Here is a 20,520-nt window from a genome sequence, read left to right as displayed (position 1 = left end):
CGCCTCACACCAAAGTTGAATGTCCTCGCGGACCGGTACTCGCATCGCCATCCCCATTGTCGTAGAGATGTTCGATGCTAGGACCCGTCTCGGACACCGCGGGACTCTCCTCGGGATCGGTGATCTTCTCGCACTGAGGACACCACCAGCCGAAGCTGCGCGCCTCGAGCCGCGATAAACAGCCGGGGCAATTTCTCGTGGCGAACTCCAGTGGGTCACCGGGGAACTGGAGCAGCATGGAGCCCACCGTAGCGCCGGCCGGGAGTCGTCAGGAGAGTTATCCACAACCTCGGCTACAGTCGTCCGGACCGACCTCGCAGGGAGTTTCGGTCCGGGCGAATGGCACCAGGGGTGCCGCACGCCTCACTCAACCAAAAGAGACCCGGCACGCGGCTGGCGCGACTATCACGAATCCACATGTGGGCAGAGCCGTGATGATCGCGAAGAATGTGCTGAGCGCCCCGTGTCACGAGTCCGCTCCTGCCCTAGCTATACGAAAGCTAGGTCGAACCGTCAATGATCTGCGGTGCCAGCCCAAGACATGGAGAAGGCGGCGACCGCGCCGGTCCGAGAACTCGCAGTTCTCAAGGACCGGGCAGTCGCCGCCGTTGCGAGAGCGCCTGATGCCGTCAGGCGGCGGGTTCGGTGACGTCCGCTCCCCCGGCGAGCTTCCCGCCAGAAGTGGAACCCGCGGGGACAACGCGAACATCTTCGGCTTGGGTCCAGCGTTCCAATGTGACCATCGCCCAGACGAGAGCTTCGAAATAGTCCGAGTAGGTCGCCTGGTTGCCGTACCACTTCGGATCGCCGTGGACTTTCACCTCCACGCGCCAAGGTCCGGTGCCAGTGAGCACATCGACAACTCCCCCGGGGATGCTGGTGCTGTCACCATTCCGGTCGGGGAGCCCGACGATGAGCGCCGACCCGACCAGCATCGCCTTTTGGCGCGCTTCGGGGACGTAGTACCACCAGAGGAAGGTGGTGCGGGGATTGAAAGGCAACCCCAGCGCCAGGCCTTCCTCGTGGACGTAGATCGTTATCCCGAGCTGAGGGATGTCAACCGGCTCGATCCAGCCGCCCACCGCGGCTTGGTAGTCCTCAAGTTTGTCGACGTACAGCTCCGTGATCGGTTCGTCCTGATCCGCCGGGATGCGCAGCGCCCTCACCACAGCGCGTCGCTTTCGCTGAGCGCCGGGCCGAACGCGTCCGGTTGGGGCGTCCGGCTTTCCAGTCGGAGGCGCCCCCCAGGCCCAAGTGTGTTGATCAGGAGCATGCACCAAGTCGCAGCATCGAAGACGTCATGGAACCGGGCGAACGAGTCGCGCCAGGAGTCCTGCCCCGAGGGCCGGACCTGGACGACGAACTCGCGCTGCTCGAAAATGTCCCCGACGATCCGCTCCAGCAGGGCCGTGGCTTCCTCGCCGTCGTCGGTGCTGGTGAGCACGACGTCGCCGAGGAAGATCGGGTACTGGGTCGGGTCGGCGCTGTAGAGCCACCAGAGCGCCATGGCGCGGCAGTTGATCGGGTGGTGTTCCCGACGGGCTGCCTCGTTGACGTAGACGGTGACACCCAGGGCGGGCATCTCGATGGGCTCGAGCCAACCGTCCACCGCGGCCTGGAATTCGCTGGCCGTAGCCAGGTGTCGCAGCCGCGGCGAACGGGCTTGATCGTGCGGGATGACGATGCTTCGCACCACCTCCCACCTCCTTACTGTTGTCGCGACCGAGAACTCTCATGGGTTCCCTGACAAGTCGCGGGGCAGCAACGAGATGGGTTGCGTCAGGCGACCGGCCCGGAGGGAGTGCGCTGAAGCACTCGACCTCCGGGACAGCCGCCCTCTCTCGAACCCCCAGTGACGGGGAGGGAGTGCTGGCCGCTCAACCGAGCCCGGACGAATCTCGTCCTACGCGGGAGCAGCCTTTCCGCGACTCGACGGAGCTTTCGCTCCGGAATCGGCGGCGCCGAAGATGGCCTCGATCGCGCTCTGCTTGGTCTTCGCTTCGCGCTCGATCTCAGCCCGCACCGTTTCGGCACGCTGGAGCACCTTCGGATCGGACTTGGAAGCCTCGATCCAGGACTCCAGCGCCAGACGGATCTCTTCGGTGACGGTGCGGTCGTTGAGCTGGGCGATCACGTCCAACTGGGCTCGCAGGCCGTCGGTAATGCGAACAGCAAGTGTCCGCAGGGGCCCGAGGGCCGTGGCCGGCACCTCGGGCAGTTCATTCTCAGCCATGCTGAGCCTCCTCATCGGAAGCGATGGATGACCCCCGGGTGGGGTCCTCTACACCGCAGCCCGACGAGGAGTGGATGAGCGATTATGAACGAACAGTCTGAGAAGTCAATACCCGTTGTCTATTCCACAACGGGCTACCTCTGTTAGCTGGACTCGGCAGCCGCGCGCCGTTCGGCCCGATCGGGCGCGGGTTTGACGAATGCACCGATCATCTTGTCCACCTGATCCATCGCCTGCCGCCACCGATCGAGGTCAGAATCAGTAGCGCCGAAGGCGACGGCGAGGCGCAGCGCAACGGTGCGCATGGATTCAATGAGGTACATGCAGTACGCGAGCAGCATCGTGTCATCGCGCTGGAGTCGGGTGGTATCGAAGCTGTAGAAGTTGGCGGTGGCCCAGCCCTGGCCGTGTGCGGCGGCAGAGAGGTCGGAGTAGACAACGCGGCCGTCGCCGTAGGAGACCTCGAGAAGCGCGGTGGCGAGGGCCGTCGTGCCTCGCTTCACGAGCTCGAGCCCACGCGCGTGGAGCCACGCCTTCAGCTCCTCGCGGTACTCGCTGATGAGTGTCATGGGCTCCGTTTCAACGGGGAGTCGACGGAGCCTCTGCCCGTACTTCGCGGGGTATTCCATGTCGTAGAACTCGAGCGAGGCGACCCGGCTGACGAGGTCGCGCATATCGGGAGCTGTGACCAGCCAATAGGCGCGGCCGAGCGCCTCGATGCTGCCACGGGTGACGGTAGCAAGCGGCACCGCCAGTTCGCGCTTCGAGCGACTCATCTCGAAGAGCGCCAGCCCGTGCTGGCAGGCGGACTCGGTGGTTGTACGCAGCGCCAGCTGCACCGTGCGGAACGGATGATTTCGATCCCAGCCGGGCTCGGCGTTGAGCGGATCCGTCGCCAGCTGTCCCGCCCAGGAACTGATGGGCGGCCAGTCGGCGTAGAGCGCCCCACGCATCAGGCGCTGCGACGCGAGGACGACACGCAGCAGCCCGCTGGTGAGCTCCTGACGGTCTCTCGCCTCCATGGTCAGCATGGCGTCCCGCTACTCCGCAGCCAGACGTCGCAGGATCCGCAGCAGCAGGTCCGCGAGCAGGATAACCTCGCTCGCTTCCGCCGGATCTTGGTAGTCCACCCGCCGGTGAGACGGCGGGTTCTTGAACAGTCCCATCGCCCCGGCGAAGAGATTCATCTGGGCGACGGACTCAGCCGAATGCACCTCGGGGTCATGGAGCGGGCCACCGTCACGAAAGGCTTGCTGCATGAGCGCCACCCCAACCAGATCGCCGCCAAGCCCGCTTCGCTCCCGGACGGCGATCTCAACCTCGCGCATGGCGGCGAAGGCCGCGAGCTCGAAGTCTCCGAGTAAGAACTGCGGGCGCACCTTCTGCTCCAGCGGTTCGACCAGTTCCACGTCGAGCCGAATCACGGCGCGCACGTATGCGGTGCCGCGAGCGAGCGCCTCGTGACCGGCGCGCGTGACGTGGAAGTCATGGAAGTCGTACGAGCCGCCCGTGCCCTTCGTCGAGATGAGGGTCTTTGCCATGAGCCAGCCCCACGCCTCAGCGATCGCGTTCTGCGCGTCAGCCAATCCCTCGCGGGGGCGGTCCTGGGCGAAGCCGAGCGCCCAGTTGCGCCAATTCCACGTACTGACCCGAAGGGCATCGTCGAGCACCAGCAGCGCCAGGCGGTCGACGGGAAGCTGCGTGATCTCGCTGTTACTCAGCGTGCGGACATCTGCGGCTGTCACGACGCAGGTACACGAGAGAAGAGTGTCTCCATGGCGATCAGGGTATTGCTCAGCGCGGACACTCCACGCATATGTGCGCGCGCGTTGGTGTGCGACGCCCGGGTCAAGTCCCTGGTAGTGGTATAGCGCGGTGTCCTTCGCGTTGGTGGGTTAGGCGCTGAGTTCCAGGACGGTGTCGTTCACCTCCTCGGTCCTGTTGTCGACGACGAGGGTGAGGCGGGACTTGGCGAGGATGTCGAGTCCGAGGTAGCGGCGTCCTTCGGCCCATTCGTCGGTCTGTTCGGCCAGGACGGCGCCGACGAGGCGGATGATCGCATTGCTGGGCTCGAAGCTGACCGTGATCATAATGAAGCGGAGATTTCGAAGCTGGCGAAGACTGTCGGTGATCCGGAGGCGGTGGTCGACGTACATGGCCGACTGCCCCGAGATCGACGACCGCTGACGCTCGTCGGCTACGACTGCCACCGACGATTCCGCGTCGACGAGCTGCAGACGTCCATCGCGGCACAGCGAGAAAGCCTCTCGACCGAAAAGGACCGCACGAAGAAGAGCTCGCTTCGCGCGAGAGTCGCGGGAATGGAGCGCGAGCTGACGGCGCTGCTCGCGGTCCCGCGGCTGACCCCCGAAGACATGTGTGCGGACTGCGACACCCCGATGACTCAGCACCTGGCGAGCGGGAGCGATGCGCGCGGATGTCCCCATTGGCCGCTTCGCGCCGCGCGGATGAAGCAGGCGCGGGAGGACGTCCGGCGGATTCTCGAGGAGACGAGACCCGCAGGCCCGCTGCCGCCAAAGCCCGAGCCGCTGGCAACGGTCCCGGGCAATCTCGGGATCGGCGAGGTCATCGAGCGACTCAAAGCGCTGCTGGCGAAGCACCCTGACGCGGTGATCAAGCGTGGGCGTGCGAACCGATGGGAGCTATGTCGCGCGGAGAAGCAGCAAGGCGGATCAGCCCACCAGACGTCGTCGTGAGCATCACGCGTTGAGCTTGCTGAGACGTTCCTTGATCCGGCTCCCGTCGCGGCGCTCTGGCGGACAGGCGGCGAGCCAACGCTCAAGCGCGGCAATCTCCTTGTCACGCTGCCCGAGCTTGCGGTGGATGATGGCCGCCTGCTCGGTGTACCAGGGCGCCGGTTCGCGCCCCTCACGATTGGCTTCGGCACCGTCGATTGCGGCGTAGCAGAGCACCAGGGCGTCCTCCAGGTGCCCGTTGCGCTTGAGCTGCTTGATCGGCTCGACGAGCTGGAGGTAGTGGACGCCGTTCACCATGCCCTGCGCGAACGACTCCGCACGCGCACCGCCGCCGTCCAGCGCGTCTGTAACCATCTGGTCGATGCCCTGCTGGTGCGCGGCAACCTTTGCGCCCGAGGACAGTGGTGGCCGGTTCGTTTCGGACCACTGCCACTGCGCGGGTCCGCTTGCAAGCCAGGCCCACGCCTCAGAGCGCAGACCCTTCGGCAGCACCTCGGTGAAGATCTGCACCTGCACGGTGCGTGCGCCGCTCGTCGAGAGGTCGACGAGCTTCGCGAGGTAGCCGGGGAGGTAGCCGATCTTCTCCCCCTCGACGTGCACGGCAACCGCGTTTGGATCCGCTTGATTGTCGGGCTCGCGCTGCAAGGTGCCGGACGTCTCGATATAGCCACCCGCTCCGGCTCCGCGGCGCTCGGCGAGACGGGTGATGGCGTCCTTGGCAAAGGTCGTTGTGCCGGTGAGTTTCACCAGATCTTGCTCGCCGCCGAGTGAATAGGTCATCTCGACGCGCACCTTCGGTCGGGCGAGTTCACGCCGCGTGGGTTGTTCCACCCTGACGACGCCCGTCGTGGTCGCTTCCGACTTGCCAAACAGTCTGCTCAGGAACCCCATGGGCTGAATCCTCCCAGACCGGCCTCAGGCAGCGTCGTCTGCTTCGCTCCGAGCAAGCAGGATGTCGTAGATCTCTTCGCGGTAGCGCGGCTTGACGCGGTGGCGAACCCCGCGCTGCATCTCGGTCACGAGCTTCGCAATAACCGCGGCGTGGCCAAATGATCCGCCGACGGCGAAGTACGCCCGCGTCCAGAGCTCCGAATCGACCGGGTAGCCGTGCGGTTCGAATGCCCGCACCAACTGGACTATGGCGTCTTTGCCGCGGCCCGAGGACAGCCCGTTGTAGTCCTCGTCTTTGATGGACTCGGCAGCCTCGCGGAGCACCGGCGCGATCGGCGCAACCGATGTCCCAGTGTGAAGGTTGGTCGCGCCCATCGCATCGAGCCAGACCCGGATGGGGTAGCTGTCGTGGTGCACGACCACGAACACCTTCTGAAGCCGACCGCTCACGACAAGCTCGGCGAGAAGATCGCAGTCCGATTCCTCGGACGGCCGCAGCACCGTGATGGCGTGAGAGAGGAGCGAGTCGTCGCGGATCAGGTCGTGGAGGCTCTGGATCTCGACCACCGTCCGATCGGACGCTGTCGGAGCGATGTGTTCCACGATCGTGCGATCGAGGCTGGCGTGGCCGTCGTACTGCTTCTTGCTCGCCGTGGCGAACAAGAATGGTGCGGCACCGAGCCACTCTCGGATGCGGGCGCTCTGCGGCACCATGGCGGTGCCGTGCTGGCCCCAGTCTGACAACGTCATATACGCGAGTTCGGTCACGCCCTCATCGTGCCAGCGCACTCCGACACTGAGAGCGAACGTAGCCGCGATGTCGGAGCCGGGGAGGAACATGGGATCAGTCTGTCCTCGCCGTCGATCGGAGAACCACGTGCCCGAACTTCACCCCGACACGTTCCTGCGCGCCGCTGCGTGGGTACCCGACGACGACCCCGAGCGACCTTGGGAAGACGCAGCCGACCTTGCCGCAGAGTGGATCTGGCAGCGCAGCGAGGAAGAGGACGCGGCACCGATGTTGGTGACGAACACCCTCCAGAACGCTCGCGGTATTCAGAGCCTGCAAGAGGTCGCCCAGGAAGGTGGGCACGCCACCCCGCAGGTTCGGGATCGTTTCAGCGCTGGCCCTGTGCTCGCCTACGTCCCGAACGCGAAGACTCTCGACTTCGCCGTCGGGCTCGCGCACGGCTACTCACTCGTCGTGGTGGAGAGCGTCAGCTTCCCGCTCGCGGAGTGGGCCGCAGGGGCGGGCGCCCTGAACCTCCTGGATGGCACGGCAACAACCAGCACGATCCCCGACGACGTCAAGCGCGACCTCGACTTCACCGTCGGGTTCGGCGGCAACAACGGCTGGAGCGGGTCCCACGAGAAGCAGCACGCCCGTCGTTACCTGCGCCAGCACGCCGAAGACGGCCGGCTCGATCCTGACGCAGCAGCGGCCTACGTCATGGCCCAGGGCGTGTCTGACAAGGGAGCCAGGCGGCTACGCGAGCTACTCTCGCGCGGCTAAAGCGACTCCACCGCGGGCGACTGAGTTCCGCGATGGTCGCCGCGGGTGGAGGCGGCGGACGTATCCACAGGCTGCGTTGTAGTTTCGTCAACGCGTACCCCCGTTGAGCGGATGCACTCAGCGATCTCGCCGTTGACCGCTGCCTCCTCGTGATTCATAGTCAGGCGCAGTTATGGCGCGCACGGCATCACGCACCACTCCGAATCTTGGGTCTCAGCCACTCCGCGGCGCAGATTTCGGGCGTGCTCACTCATCAGTTGTTCTGGGTGAGGACGTTCGAGACCGACGCCGCGGCTTCACCATCGTCGAGCTACTGATCGTCGTCGTGGTGATCGCGATCCTCGCAGCAATCACAATCGTCGCGTACAACGGCATCACGAACCGGGCCAAGGCGACGGCTGCTGCCACCGCTGCTGAACAGGCGGCAAAGAGGGTGATGACCTACGCCATCTCGAACGCCGAGAACTACCCTGCCTCTCTGTCCGATGCCGGAATTTCCGATGGCTCTGCCACATACCAGTACCGCGTCGACAACAGCACGAGCCCGAAGACGTTCTGCCTGACTGCGACGACGCAGAACGTGAGCTATTGGGTGTCGAGCACTGCCACGACGCCAACCCCAGGCGCTTGTGCTGGGCACGGAGTGAATGGTGGCGGTACCATCACCAACCTGGCGCGTATGCCGATCGCTTCCGAGAGCTGGGCGCATGGCATGGGAACATCCGGCTCGGGCAGTAGGTCGGTTGTGAGCGACGCTCGTTTTCCAGGAGGCATCGCGTATCAGTTGACTTGGTCCACCGCACCGACGTCGAGTTCGAGTCTCTACGTCAGCGAGGTTGCAACCATTCCGTGCGTGATCGGCCAGCAGTACTCGCTTTATGTCCGCTATGCACCCTCGTGGAGCGGGGCGATTCCGAGCTTCTACCTTAACGGCCCAGGAACGGGAGTGGTAGGAACCGTTGTTAGCCGTGGAGATGGGACGTATGAAGCACGCGCGAACTGGACGGCGACGGGCGCTTGTACCTCGTCGTTCATACCCTTCTTGTCCCTCGCTGGGAGTTCGGCGCTTCCTTCTGCAACGTCTACTCTGCGTGTCGGCGGATTCATGGTTGTCGCCGACCAGTCGGGGACCGTTGTGTACGCCGACGGTGACTCAGCGGGTTGGGTGTGGAACGGATCAACAAATAGTTCGACCTCAACGGGGCCAGCACTCTGATGGCCCGACTTCCGAACGTCGGTGGTGACGATGGCACCTGGGGTGATGTCCTGAACGACTTCCTCGCTCAGTCCCACAACGAAGACGGAACGCTGAAGGCGGACACCGTCGGGGCGCCGCAGCTCAAATCGAACTCAGTGACTGCCGCAGCCATCGCAAGTGGCTCGATCTCGAACGCGAAGATCGCAAACGGAGCTGTCGGCCGCTCACAGATCTCGAACGGCGCGATTGACGAAGATCACCTCGCGACCGACCTGAAGACCAAGCTGAACGCCTCGGCCGTGCTCGCAGACGGCAGCGTTTCGGAGAGCAAACTCGACTCCGCCGCTCAGGAGAAGCTCAATGCCGGCGTAGCAGATGGGTCGATCACGACGGCGAAGCTTGCCGATGGCGCGGTCACCGTTCCCAAGCTCCACGGCGCGGGGCAACCAGATGGACTGGCCACTCTCAACAGCGACGCACGGCTCCCGGAGAACCAACTTCCACTACGACTCTCGAGCGAGGACCTGGATGCGAGGTACGGACGATCAGGTCCAGACATCGTCATCTGGGGCGACTCGATGTCTGCCCCGGGCTCAGGCTTTGGCGATCAGCTGAAGCAGACGACTACCGCAACGATCTACAACGGCGCGGTGGGCGGCGAGACCTCAACTGGCATCGCGGCCAGGGTCGGCGTGCGCCCGTATCGCCTTTCAGCCGTGGGGGGCTTCATACCTGCGCAGGGTTCTGTCGAGGTAACAATCATCTCGCCGAGCGAATGGCCGTTGCTGCAGGGTTCCGGCGTATCCGGACCGCAAGGAAATCATGCAACGTTCACGGGAAGCCTCGCCGGGGTCGTCGGAACTTTCTCACTTACGAAGTCGGGTCAACAGTGGATTCACGACCCGGGCGACAAGTACTACTTCACACGAAAATCGAGCGGCGATACAACGCCTTGCGTTGCCCAACCGTGGCTTCCTGACTTTGGTGCGGCGCGGAGAGGAGATATCCACGTCCTCTGCATCGGCACCAACCGCGGTGACCGGCGCGATGTCACGATGAGTGATATCGGAGCCATCGTGCGATACCGACGCTCACAGGACGATGCATACCTCGTTCTATCACCGTTCAACGGCGCTGGCGTAGGCGTCGGTACGACCGGCTACGCAGACAAGATCGCTCTTCGCGATCGGCTGGCCGCAGCCTACGGCGCCCGATTCAGGGACATCCGCGGCTGGCTCGTGAGCAATGGACTAGCCGAGGCTGGCATCGAGCCGACCACTCAAGATCAGGCAGACATGGCGAACGACATAGTTCCCACCTCGCTTCGAGCCGACTCCACGCATCTCAACGCGGTCGGAAAGCTCTTGATGGCAAACTACGTCGGACGCAGTCTGCTCGACCTCGGTCTACTCCCCGACTTCACTCCGCTTCCGTACCCGGCCGCGTCGACTCAACTTCTGACCAACCCCGGATTCGAAGGTAGCCTCAGCGGCTGGACGAACTCCTACGCCGCGACGCTGACACGCGACACCTCGACCTTCCGGAGCGGTACGGCCTCAGCCCATGTTGCTGGCGCGACGGCGCCGTACCAAGGTCTCAAGACCGTCCCTATCCTCTTCGCGAATCACCCTTCAGTCCTCAGCTCCAGCGCCTGGGTCAAGGCCCCGGCTGGCACCTACGCAAAGATCAACCACCATGAAACGAACGCAGCTGGAGGATACATCCGGACTTTCAGCGGCACGACAATCCAGATGACCGGCGCATGGCAAGAACTGACCTACACCAGCAACGTCAGCGGCGACGCTGGCGGCGCGATCTTGGAAGTCCTCGGCGTGAACTCGCTCTTCAACTTCAACGTGGACGACGCGAGCCTACGAGCCAACTAGCAGGTGGGTTCGCCATTCTCGCCAAGGGCAGCGCGTGAGAAGAGCCCGCCGAGCGACGAATCGCCCGTGCGGGCTCTTCTTGTTTGTCGCTCGAGGCGGGCTCGAGGTGGGTGCACTCTCACTGGATGGTCATACCGCCAGCTAGAGTGCCTTGACTTACTCGCGCGAAGTACTGCAATTGCAGCCCTCCACTGAGTCTCGCGTTTCCGTCCACGCGCGCCTCGTGGTTGAGTTGCACACTTCCACGAAGTATTGCGTCGCCCCCAACGCTTGAGTCCCCCCGGAGGGTGCAAGCATCACCTACGACAGCACTACCTTCGATCACTGCTCGGTCGAATAGGCGAACTGATCCGACCACAATTGCGTGATCTTTGATGATTGCTCTCGGGGCTACGTAGACGGACGCTGCCACGTGCGCCGTGAGGGCCACCAGGCCGCCTCCGTTCTGATGGATGCGGTACTGCTCGGTTCGGACGTCGACAATGTCTTCGTCCCGATAGATCGTCCATGGCCCAGAGCGCGGGCTCGTCTCAATGCTCATTGTTCTCCCCCAGTGGATTCGGGTTCCCCAGTTCCTGCGGTTGCAGGAGCGACAGCATCACGCGCCGCGCATAGTCGCGCCGCGGTGGTACCGCCGCTCCCGCACCCGGAAGACGGGTGGAGAGCTATCCCGAACGCTTCGAGCCAGGCAAGTGGTGAGCGTTCTGTTGAAGGTGTCGCCAATCAGAAACAACCCTCAACTAGCCTGCATTATCGCATATTTGTTCGAATTTGTCAATATCTGTTGGTGTCTCGCCGCTCGCCACCCACGCTACTGCTGGTGCTTATGGTCGCATTCTCGCGGTACGTTCCAGGGGTGAGTGAGCGACCATCGGACTTCATTGCCGCGACCGGGCTGCGCCGGGTAGTCGCCGACTCCGCTGACGTCGAGATCTCCCCGGATGTGCTGGCAGATCAGGATCTGTCACTGATAGCTCGCGGCCTGTATGGGCTGCTGATAGCGGAGCAAGGGCGACCCATCGATCCCTACGACAACGCCTACGAACGCGACGAGGATCTCGCCGCCGCGATCGAAGAGCTCATCGTCGCCGGACTGGCAGTGAGGTGTAGCTTATGACGACGTCGGACGGACCGCTTGTAGGTTTTCAGGAGCGCGCCGTGTGGATGGGAGACCCGATCCTTACGCTCGCGGATCTCTGGCCGGATGAAACGAGAGCCATGATCGTGGGGCTTAACCCCGCCACGAAAAGCGTCGAGATCGGACACTACTACCAAGGCGCCTCCGGGCGGTGTCAGCTGCTCCGATTGGCCGACGCAGGACTGCTCCAGGTGCCAGCGCAAGGCACGTTCTTCGAGGAGGCGGCATTGACGGCGGGTGTCGGGTTCACCGACTTGGTGAAGCGTCCGACACGTGGCGAGGGCGACCTCGCACCCGCAGAGCTCGCACGTGGTCGCGCGTCACTCATGGATGCGCTTCGTGCCCGTGAGGCGCCGCTTGTCGTGTGTGTCTTCCGGCAGCCCGCCGACGCGATCATGGGTGCGAAAAGCACCGTGGGCTTCCAGGCGACGCCGACACCGTGGGGCGGGAAGCTCTTCCGGATGCCGGGGCCGTTCGAGCGCGCGGATCGCGTCGACGATCAGATGCGCGCGCTGAAGGTCGAGCTGCAAAGCGTTTAGTAGAAGATCTGAGCGACGTCTTCGTAGTCAGGCGCGTCCGGCGTTCCCTCACGGACTGCGATCCTCAGATAGCCACTACCCCCAAGCTCGAAGAGGTAGGGCTGACCGAGGGGACCGCTCGGATAGGTGCTCCAGAACGGATATGCCACGCCGCCGGGCTCCACGCACTCGCCGGCCGAGCCGCCCCATCCCTCGACGGCGACGTCGGGCCCGCCGGAATGAAAGGTGCACCAAGCACCATTCACCAATCTCAGCCCTACCGGGGAGAGTGTCGGTTCGGAGCCGTCGTCAATGGCGGGCTGCACGGGCGCCAAGATTCGGTACGGCGTCCATGTGTTCGTCGACGGATCTCCGCATGCGGCGGTGTTCGCATCCTGGCTCAGGAAGCAGTCCGCTCCGGTCTCGCACTCGACGCGGTCGGCGCGAAAGGCACTCTGGCTGCACCACCCTTCGAATTGCTCATCGGCGTCATCAGCCTGGAGAGCGGGGTCGTTCCACGGATCGACCCGCACGAAGGCAGTACGGGACTCAGTTTCGGGAGCCGGACGCGGCGCACGGAATGCGTCGGCGACAGTATCCCGCACTGTCAGATAGTCCGTGCGAATCTGCTGCGCTTGGTGGCGAATCGTCATGGCCTCGTTGTCAGATCTCGGCAGACAGACACCGCCGGCTTGCGTGGAGCTCGCGACGTTGCAGAAGAACGCCGTGGTGCCATCGTTCTCCAGTCCCGCGACAACGCGAAGCGTGCCTCGACTGGGCAGACCTGGCCAAGCGATCGCGGTGCCATCGGATGCCGCGCCGTCGATTGGAAGCGAGACAGGCGACCCGTCAGCCTGTGCGCGAATAGTGCCGTCGAACGCGTAGTCACCTTGGATGAGTGCGCCGAGGCCGACGGGTCGGGTGCCCTTCACGGTAACCGTGGCGGGAACCGGCCCGTCCGTTGTTGGGGTCAGCGCGTGAAGCCTCCCTTGAGCGTCCTCGTCGAGTCGGAGCAAGAGAGGAGCCCACTCAAGCTCACCGCGCTCCGGTTCGCCTGCAGGAAGTGAGGGCGCGCCGCACTGGAGAATGAAGCCCTCGCGCGGGTCGGAGAAGCGACCATCTGCCGTGAACGAGACGGCAAGGGGTTCTTCCGATGTGGAACGCAGCAATATGGCCTGCGGGGAGGGAAGAAGTGAACCGTGTTCCGAGAGCCACGCGGAGAGTTGAATGCCGCACTGCGACTCGGTGCTGCCTTCTGCGTCGAGTTCTTCGAGCGGCGCCGACAGCGGAACCCAGTAGGCGACGTTTGTCGCCTTTCCGGCTTCGGATAGTGCCGAGCGTCCCTCGTTGGTCACGCGCAGCGACGTCCTCGCAGCAAGGAGCGCGCCGATGACGACAGCCACGACGACAAGACCAATGCCGGCGAAGACGACGATTCGCAGGCGACGCGTCACTGGTCGCCCCAGAGATCGCCGAGCGCGGTTCGAAGACTCGCGACGGAGCAACTCGGGAGGGCAGAGCCATTGACCGTGCAGAGGGGTTCGTCGTCCGGGCTTGGAAGGGTGTACACGACGGTCTTGTCGCTTGGCATGCCGTGCCAATCGATCTTGCGATCGCCGCCGCCCTCCAGTGCCGGAACGATCAGTCGCGATGAACTGCCCCCGGTGGGGATGACGTCGGCGGTCAGAGTGCCGGTGAAGTCGTGCTCGCCGCTGGGGACGACCATGATGCCACTGGTCTCGCCCTTGGGCATGTCACTCCAGAAGTAGTCACTCACCTGCGACGTGTTCTTTAGCGTCGCGACGGCGTCCTCGTCGATATCGAGCGCGAGCACCGTCCAATCGATTCCACCGCCCTCCCCGCCGCCGCTGCACTTCACGATCAACCCAGGCTTCGCGGGCGAGACGGTACCGCGAGAGGCGACCTCTGTGAGACCGATAGTGTCGCCGCTGACGTTCCGCACGGTGAAGTAGAACGCATCCCTGTAGACGCCATGCTTCTGGAGCCACTCCCTCGCCGCGGGGTCAGCGCATCCATCCGTCGCCGCTTCGAGCTCCTCGAGCGGCGCAGAGGCAGGCACCCAGAATGCAGTGTTGATCGTCCACCTGGGTGGTTTGCTCGCGACTGATTCAATGGTCGCAATCGGCGCCGACGCCTCAGCAGCACCTTCGGCCGCGCCGGTGATGCCGTTTGAGAGCAGGATCCCCGTTGTCACCACCGCAACCAGCACCGCAGCCCCACCGGCCCACAGGAACGGTTTCGTCCAGCGCGGGGCTGGGAGCGCACCCTGCGCCTCAGTGAGCGCATGCGGCCGCTCCTGGGGGTCGGGGAGAATCGGAAGTCCAGCGGCCGTGGCCTCCGCGATCACGCGCTGAAGCGTCACGGTATCGTCGAGCGTCCGACGTAGGGATGCAGCGATTGCCGGGCTGATCGCCCGTCCCGTACTGGTTTGACCCGGGCGGACGGCGTCCCGATTCGTGCCGAGCCGCGACGCGCGAGCGGCGTACGCCTGGCGAAGCGAAGCCGACGATCGGTACTCGGCGCCGGACTGCACGTTTGCCGCCTTGAGCAACGCCTGCGGGGAGATACCAACAGACCGAGCGAGCGCGCTCAAGTCGCTGTAGGGAGCTGGCCGATCGGGAGCCGCGGGGTTACGGCCCGCAGCGATGAGGTGAGACGCCGCGACCAGGAGGGGCCGCTCCGCTTCGGGAGCATCACCCGTTCTCGTGATTGCAAGACGAAGCAGCTGCCACGCGATCTGCTTGTCGAACCGCACGTCGCGCCGGGGGGCGGCTTCATCGAGGCGGCCAGTGATTGTGACGAGCAGGACGCCCGAGAGGTCGTCCGCGTTCGGGACGCGGTTGTTACGGCCGACGCGTACACCAGATACGACGACGTCCTGGATCGCCTCCGCGAGCGCTCGGCCGTCCTCGTTCATCCCCATGAATCAAACGTTAGCGGCTGTTGGTCGTAGGCCTGAAGCCGGCACTCCTGCGATGACGCCGTGCCCCAGCTCTCCCCACATTCGCCCCAGGTCGCATGCCCTCACCAGCCGTGGGCTGGGCCCCAAGTCTGGTCGTTGCGTTCCATCTGGGGCCGAGTGATGTGGGTGGTGTCAGCGGTTCTCAAGCCTCGAAGGGAAGCCCCCGTGAACACCACCCAGCCCGACCCGATTCCGCACCTCATCGCGGCCGTCACGGAGCTCGGCTTCGCGCTGCGCGACCTCGACGCGTCGCGTCCCGCGCTCGTTCCCAACGCGCCGCTCGCCCAGGACGGCGCCGAGTATGCCGACGAGATCGAAGCGCTCCTCTCGCTGATCGTGAAGCGCCTTCGCGGGGAGGACCCGAAGTGACCCGCCGCGGAGTCTCGGCCCTCGCGGACGAGATTGTCGCACGCGAATCGGAGTCCGGTCAGGATGCCTTCGCCGGTCTCAGCACACTGGTTGCCCGTATCGCTGACGAAGTCTGCGTCCGCAACGAATCGCAGCTCGCGGGTCTCACGTGTGCCTTCCGCTCACGCGTCGTCGTCGTGCTCGGCGGTCGGGCGCTCGGGCCCTACGGCTCCTACCAGCCGGAGAAGTGGCAGCTGGACGAGCGGGCGCTGGACGAGATCCACGTCAACATCGGCGTGTTCCTCTTCGCGCAGATGGACTCGTCAGCCCGTGCCGAGGAGATCTTCGACACGATCTGTCACGAGCTGGCGCACCTCTACACGCGCGTCACCGGCCAGCGCGGCACCTCGGGACGAGGCAACCGCTACCACAACCGCATCTTCGCGCGCATCGCCGTGGCCCTCGGACTGCGCGTCGAGAGGAGCCCGCGCTCCTACATCGGTCACATCACGACCGGCCTGTCCACGGCGGGGTGGGAGCGCTACGCGGACCTCGTGCTCGAGCTGGAACAGGCACTGCGCCTGCTCCCAGCCGACCAGCAAGGCCACCCAACCTCCCTCGCCCCGTCCGTCGTCGTGGCCACGGCCGCCGACGCCGTGCCCGCGACCGGCAAGTACGTGTCCGCTCAGTGCGGGTGCCGAGATGAGCGTGGCAGGCCGCGGACGCTTCGCATGGCGCGCGGCTGGTGGCTCGACGGCACCGTCGGCTGCAGCCTCTGCCAGCAGGTGTTCATCGAGTCTCCGCCCACCCGGACGAGCACTACCTCCACCACCCCAGCCCACTAACCGACGAAGGAGACCTCATGTCCACCATCCCCAGCGCACAGCTCGAGGCGATCACCCGCCTGGAGTTCGCTGGCGGCGCGATCGTCGCCCCGCCTGGCATCAAGCATCTCGGCCAGATCCGCAGCACGCTGCAGGCCATCGAGTGCACCTTGCGTCAGTCCGATCCGACCACCTACGGGGACAAACCGGACTCGCCGCCGGAGACCGCGCCTGACTCGTCGCCGTCGACGGAGAGTCTCGGCCTGACCGCGGTCGGCATCCGGCTGCTGGACGGCGTGATCGTCAGTCTCGCGGCGGACCTCCGCAACGCGATGACCCGGGCTCGCGCCCAGCTCCGTCTGCTGCCCGAACTCCAGGGAGACCCGGAGCGGCTCAGCCAGGTCCTGCGGTCTGCGCTGCGCGACGGCAGTCGGTTGGGCCGCCGCATCTTCGAGGCGCTCAACAGCGACGACAATGCCGACGCCTGAGCGTCCTGACCACGGCCGCAACGGAACCGGCCCCGAACTCAGAAGCGGGGTGGCTCAGCGCCAACTGAGCCACCCCTTGTCATCGCGAAGTACCCATCCCATCACCTGCAACAGATCAAGGAAGAAGGACATCCCATGACCCCTCAAGTATCGCGTCGCACTCGTCGCGTCGGCATCATCGCCACCGCCATCGTGGCCAGCTCGGTCGCCCTGACGAGCTGCACCGGCCACGCGCCCGGCGAACTCGGTCGCCTCCAGGCGACACTCGCCAACTGCCCGGACCGGCCGCTCAACGCGCTCAACCTCAGCGACGGCTCCGGCACGACGCAAAGCGCCGAGATCGCCCGGGAGTACCTCGCCACGATCGAAGCCGACGTCGAGAGGGTAGCCGTGTGCGGTGGGCACCTCAGTGTGTCCGCGTTTGGCACCAACTCCGTCACCGCTCCCATCTACGACGGAGACCTCGAGGCTGCCGGGAGCACCGACATCGCCAAGCTCCGGCGCGTTCCGGACATGGTCGAGGAGGTCATGGCCGAAGTAACCAAGAACTACGCCCCGGCCGTAAAGCTCCTCCCCGAGGGCGGGACCGACGTCACCGGACTGTTCCGTCTGCTCGGTGAAGCCCGCGACCTGCGGCCCGACATGGCGCTGCAGGTGACCCTCAACACGGACGGGCTCACCAACCAGGGCATCGTGATCGACCACACCCTCACGGAGGCCGAGGCGACCGCGCTGGCGGACACCGTGGCCGTCCCGGATCTCTCGGGAGCGAGCATCTCCGTGGTGGGGATCGGCCGGACCACCGGCGACCCCCTGCCGAGTGACTTCATTGCCGGCCTGAAGGCCTTCTACACGCGGCTGTGCGCTAACACCGATGCCGCGAAGTGCCTCGTCGTGACGGATGGGCGGTGAGTGGCGTGGCACGCGACATGGACTCCGAAGCGGCTGCCCTTCAGGCGGAATCGCAGGCTGAGCAGATCGCACTGCAGCCCGTCGATGAGGCACGCGCCGTCACCCGGCCGTCAGAACTCGGCGAGACCTACCTGGAACTGGAGCGCCGCGCACTGGAGGACGAGCAGCCGCCGCTGTTCGACGCCACCGGGCTGGAAGCCTGCCGCGAGGCGGCGAAGGAAGCGGCGGGCCTCGGGCCCGCTGCCTCCGAAGCGGAGCGGCTCATCGAGGGGCACCTCCCGATGCTGACCGCCGCGGAAGGCCGGCACACTCGCGCCCACGACGCCCTCGGGTCGTTTCGGCGCCGCCCTCCCGGCGCGACGAAGTGGCACTACCTCGCCAAGACGGGGCTGCTCATCGGCGACGTCACGACGCTCGCTGGGTCGTTCATCTGGCTGGGTGAGGAACCTGTGCTCGCGACCGTCATGGCCGTCAGCGCCGCGGTCGCCACGGTCACTGCGGGGCTGTCCGGAGCGGAGGTGCGCGACGTGCGCAGCCGCGCGCGGCGCGCCCGTCCTGCCGAAGAGCTCACGGAGGCGCAGCGAGAATACGGGCACCTGTTCGAGCATCCCGATAAGGGGTGGCCGTTCGTCAAAGCCCTGAGCTGGGTGTCGGTGACGGTCGCGGGCACCATCGCGGCCAGCATCTTCGCGCTCCGGGCCAGCTTGGAGGATCCGCTCGTCGGGCTGGTGTTCGGCGGCATCGCGGCGGCCATCGCCGCGGCCAGCTGGATCGAGAGCTACATGTACGCCGACGACATCGCGGACCTGCTCGACACGACCGAGAAGGACTACCAGCGCGAACTCGCCCGCCACGAGACCCTCGCCGCGTCTGCTGCGTGGCGAACTCGAGAGGAAGCGCTCGTCGAGGCGGACTCCATCACCGCGGAGCACACAAAGCGCGGAGAGGCCGCAGCACATCACCTGCGGTCGCTGCGCTACGGAGTGCTTCGCAGGAATCCGCAGATTGTCGGGCACGGAGCGGCAACCGAGCCGACCGCGATCGGGCAGACGGCTCGTCGGAGCGGGGGTGCGAAGTGACCCTGTACATCCAGCCCTCCGGTTTGCTGCCCGGTGGCGTGCTGCCGCTGCACACCGAGCGCACCGTGCGGGAGCCCTATGTCGAGCTCGGGTGGCCGGGTCTGGACCCGAAGCGACCCTGCCTGGACATCCTGATCTTCGACGACTCCGGCTCGATCATGGCTCCGCACGGTGCGGACCCTGTCGGCAACCGGTTCGAGGAAGCGCGGCGGGCTATCAAGCTCGTCGCGTCCTGGGCCATCAGCGACCGGTCGAAGATCGCGATCCTGCACTTCGATCACCCTCACGGGTCATCGGGTGTTGTCGCGCTGAACGACCGGCAGCTCGGGAAGAAGCTCGTTCCCTCGTTGGAGAGTCCCGGTGGACCTGGGATCAGCGACCTCAGCCCGAGCCTGACGGAAGCGGAGCGGCTCGCCGAGGCCTACCCAGACCACGACGTGCGGATGACTCACTTCACGGACTACGAGCTGACCGACCACGATCCTGCCGCCGTGCTCTCCCGGGTCACGAGCTTCCCTGGTCACGTCCACGCGGTTGTGCTCGGCGGGGTCACTCCGCCGGACCTTGAGTCGGCTGACAACGTCACGGTGACTCCGCTCAGTCCGGGTGACCCGCCTGGCGCGTTTGCGGCGGCGATCCACCGATCGCTCACGTCGACTCGTCGGGCGTCTCGCTACTCCGTGCTGCACACCCCGCACGGGAAGCACGTGCTGTCGTGACCAAGTCCGAGCGCGAGCCCAGTTCCTGCCTGCACCAATCGCAGTCGCTGCAGTGGCGGACTTCGCCTCCGTCACGCCGCGATCGGCGCATTGACATCTCGACTCGACCCGTTCTTACTCATCCGTCCGCCCGCCGTAACCACGGGCGAGAGAGGAGGCTCATCATGACCACCACTACGAAGACCGCAGCAGCGCCCCCTGCGGCGGCAGATCAGGAGATCGCCGCTTCGCTGCAGCGCTACGGCGTAATCGCGGCAGACCCGCCCTGGGACGTGCAGCAGAAGGGAAGCTTCGGAGCCGACCAGCATTACGACCTCATGACCTTGGAGCAGATCAAGGCCATGGGCCCGGCGGTCCAAGCCCTCGCCGAGGACAACGCCCACCTCTATCTGTGGGTGACGAATGCGACGCTCCGCGTCGGCTACGACGTCATGGAGGCGTGGGGGTTCATCCCACGCTCGCCACTCACCTGGGTCAAGCCGCGCTTTACCCTCGGCAACTACCTGCGTAATGCCACCGAGCACGTCCTGTTCGGCACGCGAGGCAAGGCGCCGGTGCAGTTCCGCAGCCAGCCGACCTGGGTGTTCGCGCCGCTTCAGGAGCACTCGGTCAAGCCGGACGAGTTCTACGCCATCGCGGACCGTGTCTCCGGGCGGGACACGAAGAAGCTGGAGCTGTTCGCTCGGCGCCGCCCGCCCGCGCCGAACTGGAGCGTGTGGGGCAACGAGATCGAGAGCGACGTCTCGCTCGCGCCGTGGGGCTACCCGGTGCCGAGCGACTACGCCCGCCAGGACGACGGCGAGATGACTCCCTCCGTCGGCGACGGAGAAAGCGAGGGCTGAGTCGTGTTCGGACACGGAGACAACGAGCCCGGAGACGAGAGACCGGAGACGATCATGCAGAGGTTCTTCCGCGGCTGCCTGCTGGCCCTGGCCGGAGTGATCGCGCTCTGGCTGGCGCTGCATCTCCTGGCGCAGTTCTGGGGGTGGCTGCTCCTGGCGGCCGCCCTCGCCGGGCTCATCTGGGCCGCCGTCTGGTTCATCCGCTGGCAGCGGGACAGGCGGTGGTGAGCA

The 20,520-nt window shown here is 65.6% G+C and carries 23 protein-coding genes and 1 pseudogene; 14 read left to right on the top strand and 10 right to left on the bottom strand.

What is annotated here, in order from left to right:
* Positions 1 to 629 precede the first annotated feature (629 nt).
* The 6 genes and pseudogenes from JOD60_RS10655 to JOD60_RS10630 form a co-directional block, all read right to left on the bottom strand.
* The gene (locus tag JOD60_RS10655) at positions 630 to 1,169 is read right to left on the bottom strand and encodes a DUF3846 domain-containing protein (RefSeq protein WP_076690590.1); all 540 of its coding nucleotides are present in this window, start codon (positions 1,167 to 1,169) and stop codon (positions 630 to 632) included.
* Positions 1,163 to 1,696 (bottom strand): DUF3846 domain-containing protein, encoded by a 534-nt coding sequence (locus JOD60_RS10650; protein WP_076690589.1) that lies wholly within the window; start codon positions 1,694 to 1,696, stop codon positions 1,163 to 1,165. Before JOD60_RS10650 ends, JOD60_RS10655 begins: the two co-directional genes overlap by 7 nt.
* A gap of 207 nt (positions 1,697 to 1,903) precedes the next feature.
* On the bottom strand, positions 1,904 to 2,233 hold the full coding sequence (locus JOD60_RS10645; protein ID WP_076690588.1) for a hypothetical protein: 330 nt from the start codon (positions 2,231 to 2,233) through the stop codon (positions 1,904 to 1,906).
* A 143-nt stretch (positions 2,234 to 2,376) separates the two neighbouring features.
* A complete protein-coding gene (locus tag JOD60_RS10640) occupies positions 2,377 to 3,264 on the bottom strand; it encodes a hypothetical protein (protein WP_076690587.1) in 888 nt (295 codons plus the stop codon).
* A 9-nt stretch (positions 3,265 to 3,273) separates the two neighbouring features.
* Positions 3,274 to 3,903, bottom strand: coding sequence for a TIGR02391 family protein (locus tag JOD60_RS10635; RefSeq protein WP_157127937.1), 630 nt, complete (start codon positions 3,901 to 3,903; stop codon positions 3,274 to 3,276).
* Between the two features lie 225 nt (positions 3,904 to 4,128).
* A pseudogene (locus tag JOD60_RS10630) lies at positions 4,129 to 4,293 on the bottom strand (IS256 family transposase); the annotation flags it as partial.
* A gap of 261 nt (positions 4,294 to 4,554) precedes the next feature.
* Between JOD60_RS10630 and JOD60_RS10625 the strand changes: the two are divergent.
* Positions 4,555 to 4,950, top strand: coding sequence for a hypothetical protein (locus JOD60_RS10625; protein ID WP_076690584.1), 396 nt, complete (start codon positions 4,555 to 4,557; stop codon positions 4,948 to 4,950).
* Between the two features lie 3 nt (positions 4,951 to 4,953).
* Here JOD60_RS10625 and JOD60_RS10620 read toward each other — a convergent pair whose 3' ends face one another.
* Both JOD60_RS10620 and JOD60_RS10615 read right to left on the bottom strand, forming a co-directional pair.
* Positions 4,954 to 5,841 carry an HIRAN domain-containing protein gene (locus JOD60_RS10620; RefSeq protein WP_076690583.1) on the bottom strand — a complete coding sequence of 296 codons (888 nt, stop codon included), beginning with the start codon at positions 5,839 to 5,841 and terminating at the stop codon, positions 4,954 to 4,956.
* Positions 5,842 to 5,865: 24 nt separating this feature from the next.
* Positions 5,866 to 6,681, bottom strand: coding sequence for a hypothetical protein (locus JOD60_RS10615; protein ID WP_084201986.1), 816 nt, complete (start codon positions 6,679 to 6,681; stop codon positions 5,866 to 5,868).
* 37 nt (positions 6,682 to 6,718) lie between these two features.
* Between JOD60_RS10615 and JOD60_RS10610 the strand changes: the two genes are divergently transcribed.
* From JOD60_RS10610 to JOD60_RS10590, 5 genes are all read left to right on the top strand, one after another.
* Positions 6,719 to 7,354 carry a hypothetical protein gene (locus tag JOD60_RS10610; RefSeq protein ID WP_076690582.1) on the top strand — a complete coding sequence of 212 codons (636 nt, stop codon included), beginning with the start codon at positions 6,719 to 6,721 and terminating at the stop codon, positions 7,352 to 7,354.
* A 172-nt stretch (positions 7,355 to 7,526) separates the two neighbouring features.
* Positions 7,527 to 8,570: a prepilin-type N-terminal cleavage/methylation domain-containing protein gene (locus JOD60_RS10605; protein WP_076690581.1), complete on the top strand. Its 1,044-nt coding sequence runs from the start codon at positions 7,527 to 7,529 to the stop codon at positions 8,568 to 8,570.
* On the top strand, positions 8,570 to 10,438 hold the full coding sequence (locus JOD60_RS10600) for a carbohydrate binding domain-containing protein (protein WP_157127936.1): 1,869 nt from the start codon (positions 8,570 to 8,572) through the stop codon (positions 10,436 to 10,438). The genes JOD60_RS10605 and JOD60_RS10600 overlap by 1 nt, the downstream gene beginning before the upstream one ends.
* An 820-nt stretch (positions 10,439 to 11,258) precedes the next feature.
* Positions 11,259 to 11,555, top strand: a complete 297-nt coding sequence (locus tag JOD60_RS10595; protein WP_076690580.1) for a hypothetical protein — start codon at positions 11,259 to 11,261, stop codon at positions 11,553 to 11,555.
* A complete protein-coding gene (locus JOD60_RS10590) occupies positions 11,552 to 12,115 on the top strand; it encodes a uracil-DNA glycosylase family protein (protein WP_076690579.1) in 564 nt (187 codons plus the stop codon). The genes JOD60_RS10595 and JOD60_RS10590 overlap by 4 nt, the downstream gene beginning before the upstream one ends.
* Here the strand turns inward: JOD60_RS10590 and JOD60_RS10585 are convergent.
* Together JOD60_RS10585 and JOD60_RS10580 are read right to left on the bottom strand one after the other, a co-directional pair.
* Positions 12,112 to 13,497: a hypothetical protein gene (locus JOD60_RS10585; RefSeq protein ID WP_157127935.1), complete on the bottom strand. Its 1,386-nt coding sequence runs from the start codon at positions 13,495 to 13,497 to the stop codon at positions 12,112 to 12,114. The genes JOD60_RS10590 and JOD60_RS10585 overlap by 4 nt on opposite strands.
* A 47-nt stretch (positions 13,498 to 13,544) precedes the next feature.
* Complete coding sequence (locus JOD60_RS10580) at positions 13,545 to 15,038, bottom strand: hypothetical protein (RefSeq protein WP_076690577.1); 1,494 nt, start codon at positions 15,036 to 15,038, stop codon at positions 13,545 to 13,547.
* 204 nt (positions 15,039 to 15,242) lie between these two features.
* Between JOD60_RS10580 and JOD60_RS10575 the strand changes: the two genes are divergently transcribed.
* The 8 genes from JOD60_RS10575 (at position 15,243) to JOD60_RS10540 (ending at position 20,517) form a co-directional block, all read left to right on the top strand.
* A complete protein-coding gene (locus JOD60_RS10575; protein WP_076690576.1) occupies positions 15,243 to 15,446 on the top strand; it encodes a hypothetical protein in 204 nt (67 codons plus the stop codon).
* Positions 15,443 to 16,270 carry a hypothetical protein gene (locus JOD60_RS10570; protein WP_076690575.1) on the top strand — a complete coding sequence of 276 codons (828 nt, stop codon included), beginning with the start codon at positions 15,443 to 15,445 and terminating at the stop codon, positions 16,268 to 16,270. Before JOD60_RS10575 ends, JOD60_RS10570 begins: the two co-directional genes overlap by 4 nt.
* A gap of 17 nt (positions 16,271 to 16,287) precedes the next feature.
* Entirely contained in the window at positions 16,288 to 16,737 is a 450-nt protein-coding gene (locus JOD60_RS10565) for a hypothetical protein (protein WP_076690574.1), read from the top strand.
* A 135-nt stretch (positions 16,738 to 16,872) separates the two neighbouring features.
* Positions 16,873 to 17,649 (top strand): hypothetical protein, encoded by a 777-nt coding sequence (locus JOD60_RS10560; protein ID WP_076690573.1) that lies wholly within the window; start codon positions 16,873 to 16,875, stop codon positions 17,647 to 17,649.
* Positions 17,650 to 17,666: 17 nt separating this feature from the next.
* The gene (locus JOD60_RS10555; RefSeq protein WP_076690572.1) at positions 17,667 to 18,728 is read left to right on the top strand and encodes a hypothetical protein; all 1,062 of its coding nucleotides are present in this window, start codon (positions 17,667 to 17,669) and stop codon (positions 18,726 to 18,728) included.
* On the top strand, positions 18,725 to 19,447 hold the full coding sequence (locus JOD60_RS10550; RefSeq protein WP_076690571.1) for a hypothetical protein: 723 nt from the start codon (positions 18,725 to 18,727) through the stop codon (positions 19,445 to 19,447). Before JOD60_RS10555 ends, JOD60_RS10550 begins: the two co-directional genes overlap by 4 nt.
* Before the next feature lie 164 nt (positions 19,448 to 19,611).
* A complete protein-coding gene (locus JOD60_RS10545; protein ID WP_084201985.1) occupies positions 19,612 to 20,289 on the top strand; it encodes an MT-A70 family methyltransferase in 678 nt (225 codons plus the stop codon).
* 54 nt (positions 20,290 to 20,343) lie between these two features.
* Positions 20,344 to 20,517 (top strand): hypothetical protein, encoded by a 174-nt coding sequence (locus JOD60_RS10540; RefSeq protein WP_157127933.1) that lies wholly within the window; start codon positions 20,344 to 20,346, stop codon positions 20,515 to 20,517.
* The last annotated feature ends 3 nt before the right edge of the window (positions 20,518 to 20,520 follow it).

It is taken from the genome of Microbacterium aurum, from assembly GCF_016907815.1.
GTDB classification, from domain to species: domain Bacteria; phylum Actinomycetota; class Actinomycetes; order Actinomycetales; family Microbacteriaceae; genus Microbacterium; species Microbacterium aurum.
Note: the sequence above shows the minus strand (reverse complement) of the source record. Positions and strands in the feature narration are given on the sequence as shown.

What these genes read in the sequence shown, in the direction of transcription:
- JOD60_RS10645 (WP_076690588.1), bottom strand. Translation starts at nt 2,233, where the DNA reads ATGGCTGAGAATGAACTGCCCGAGGTGCCGGCCACGGCCCTCGGGCCC.
- JOD60_RS10640 (WP_076690587.1), bottom strand. Translation starts at nt 3,264, where the DNA reads ATGCTGACCATGGAGGCGAGAGACCGTCAGGAGCTCACCAGCGGGCTG.
- JOD60_RS10625 (WP_076690584.1), top strand. Translation starts at nt 4,555, where the DNA reads ATGGAGCGCGAGCTGACGGCGCTGCTCGCGGTCCCGCGGCTGACCCCC.
- JOD60_RS10620 (WP_076690583.1), bottom strand. Translation starts at nt 5,841, where the DNA reads ATGGGGTTCCTGAGCAGACTGTTTGGCAAGTCGGAAGCGACCACGACG.
- JOD60_RS10615 (WP_084201986.1), bottom strand. Translation starts at nt 6,681, where the DNA reads ATGTTCCTCCCCGGCTCCGACATCGCGGCTACGTTCGCTCTCAGTGTC.
- JOD60_RS10605 (WP_076690581.1), top strand. Translation starts at nt 7,527, where the DNA reads ATGGCGCGCACGGCATCACGCACCACTCCGAATCTTGGGTCTCAGCCA.
- JOD60_RS10600 (WP_157127936.1), top strand. Translation starts at nt 8,570, where the DNA reads ATGGCCCGACTTCCGAACGTCGGTGGTGACGATGGCACCTGGGGTGAT.
- JOD60_RS10590 (WP_076690579.1), top strand. Translation starts at nt 11,552, where the DNA reads ATGACGACGTCGGACGGACCGCTTGTAGGTTTTCAGGAGCGCGCCGTG.
- JOD60_RS10580 (WP_076690577.1), bottom strand. Translation starts at nt 15,038, where the DNA reads ATGGGGATGAACGAGGACGGCCGAGCGCTCGCGGAGGCGATCCAGGAC.
- JOD60_RS10565 (WP_076690574.1), top strand. Translation starts at nt 16,288, where the DNA reads ATGTCCACCATCCCCAGCGCACAGCTCGAGGCGATCACCCGCCTGGAG.
- JOD60_RS10560 (WP_076690573.1), top strand. Translation starts at nt 16,873, where the DNA reads ATGACCCCTCAAGTATCGCGTCGCACTCGTCGCGTCGGCATCATCGCC.
- JOD60_RS10555 (WP_076690572.1), top strand. Translation starts at nt 17,667, where the DNA reads ATGGACTCCGAAGCGGCTGCCCTTCAGGCGGAATCGCAGGCTGAGCAG.
- JOD60_RS10545 (WP_084201985.1), top strand. Translation starts at nt 19,612, where the DNA reads ATGACCACCACTACGAAGACCGCAGCAGCGCCCCCTGCGGCGGCAGAT.
- JOD60_RS10540 (WP_157127933.1), top strand. Translation starts at nt 20,344, where the DNA reads ATGCAGAGGTTCTTCCGCGGCTGCCTGCTGGCCCTGGCCGGAGTGATC.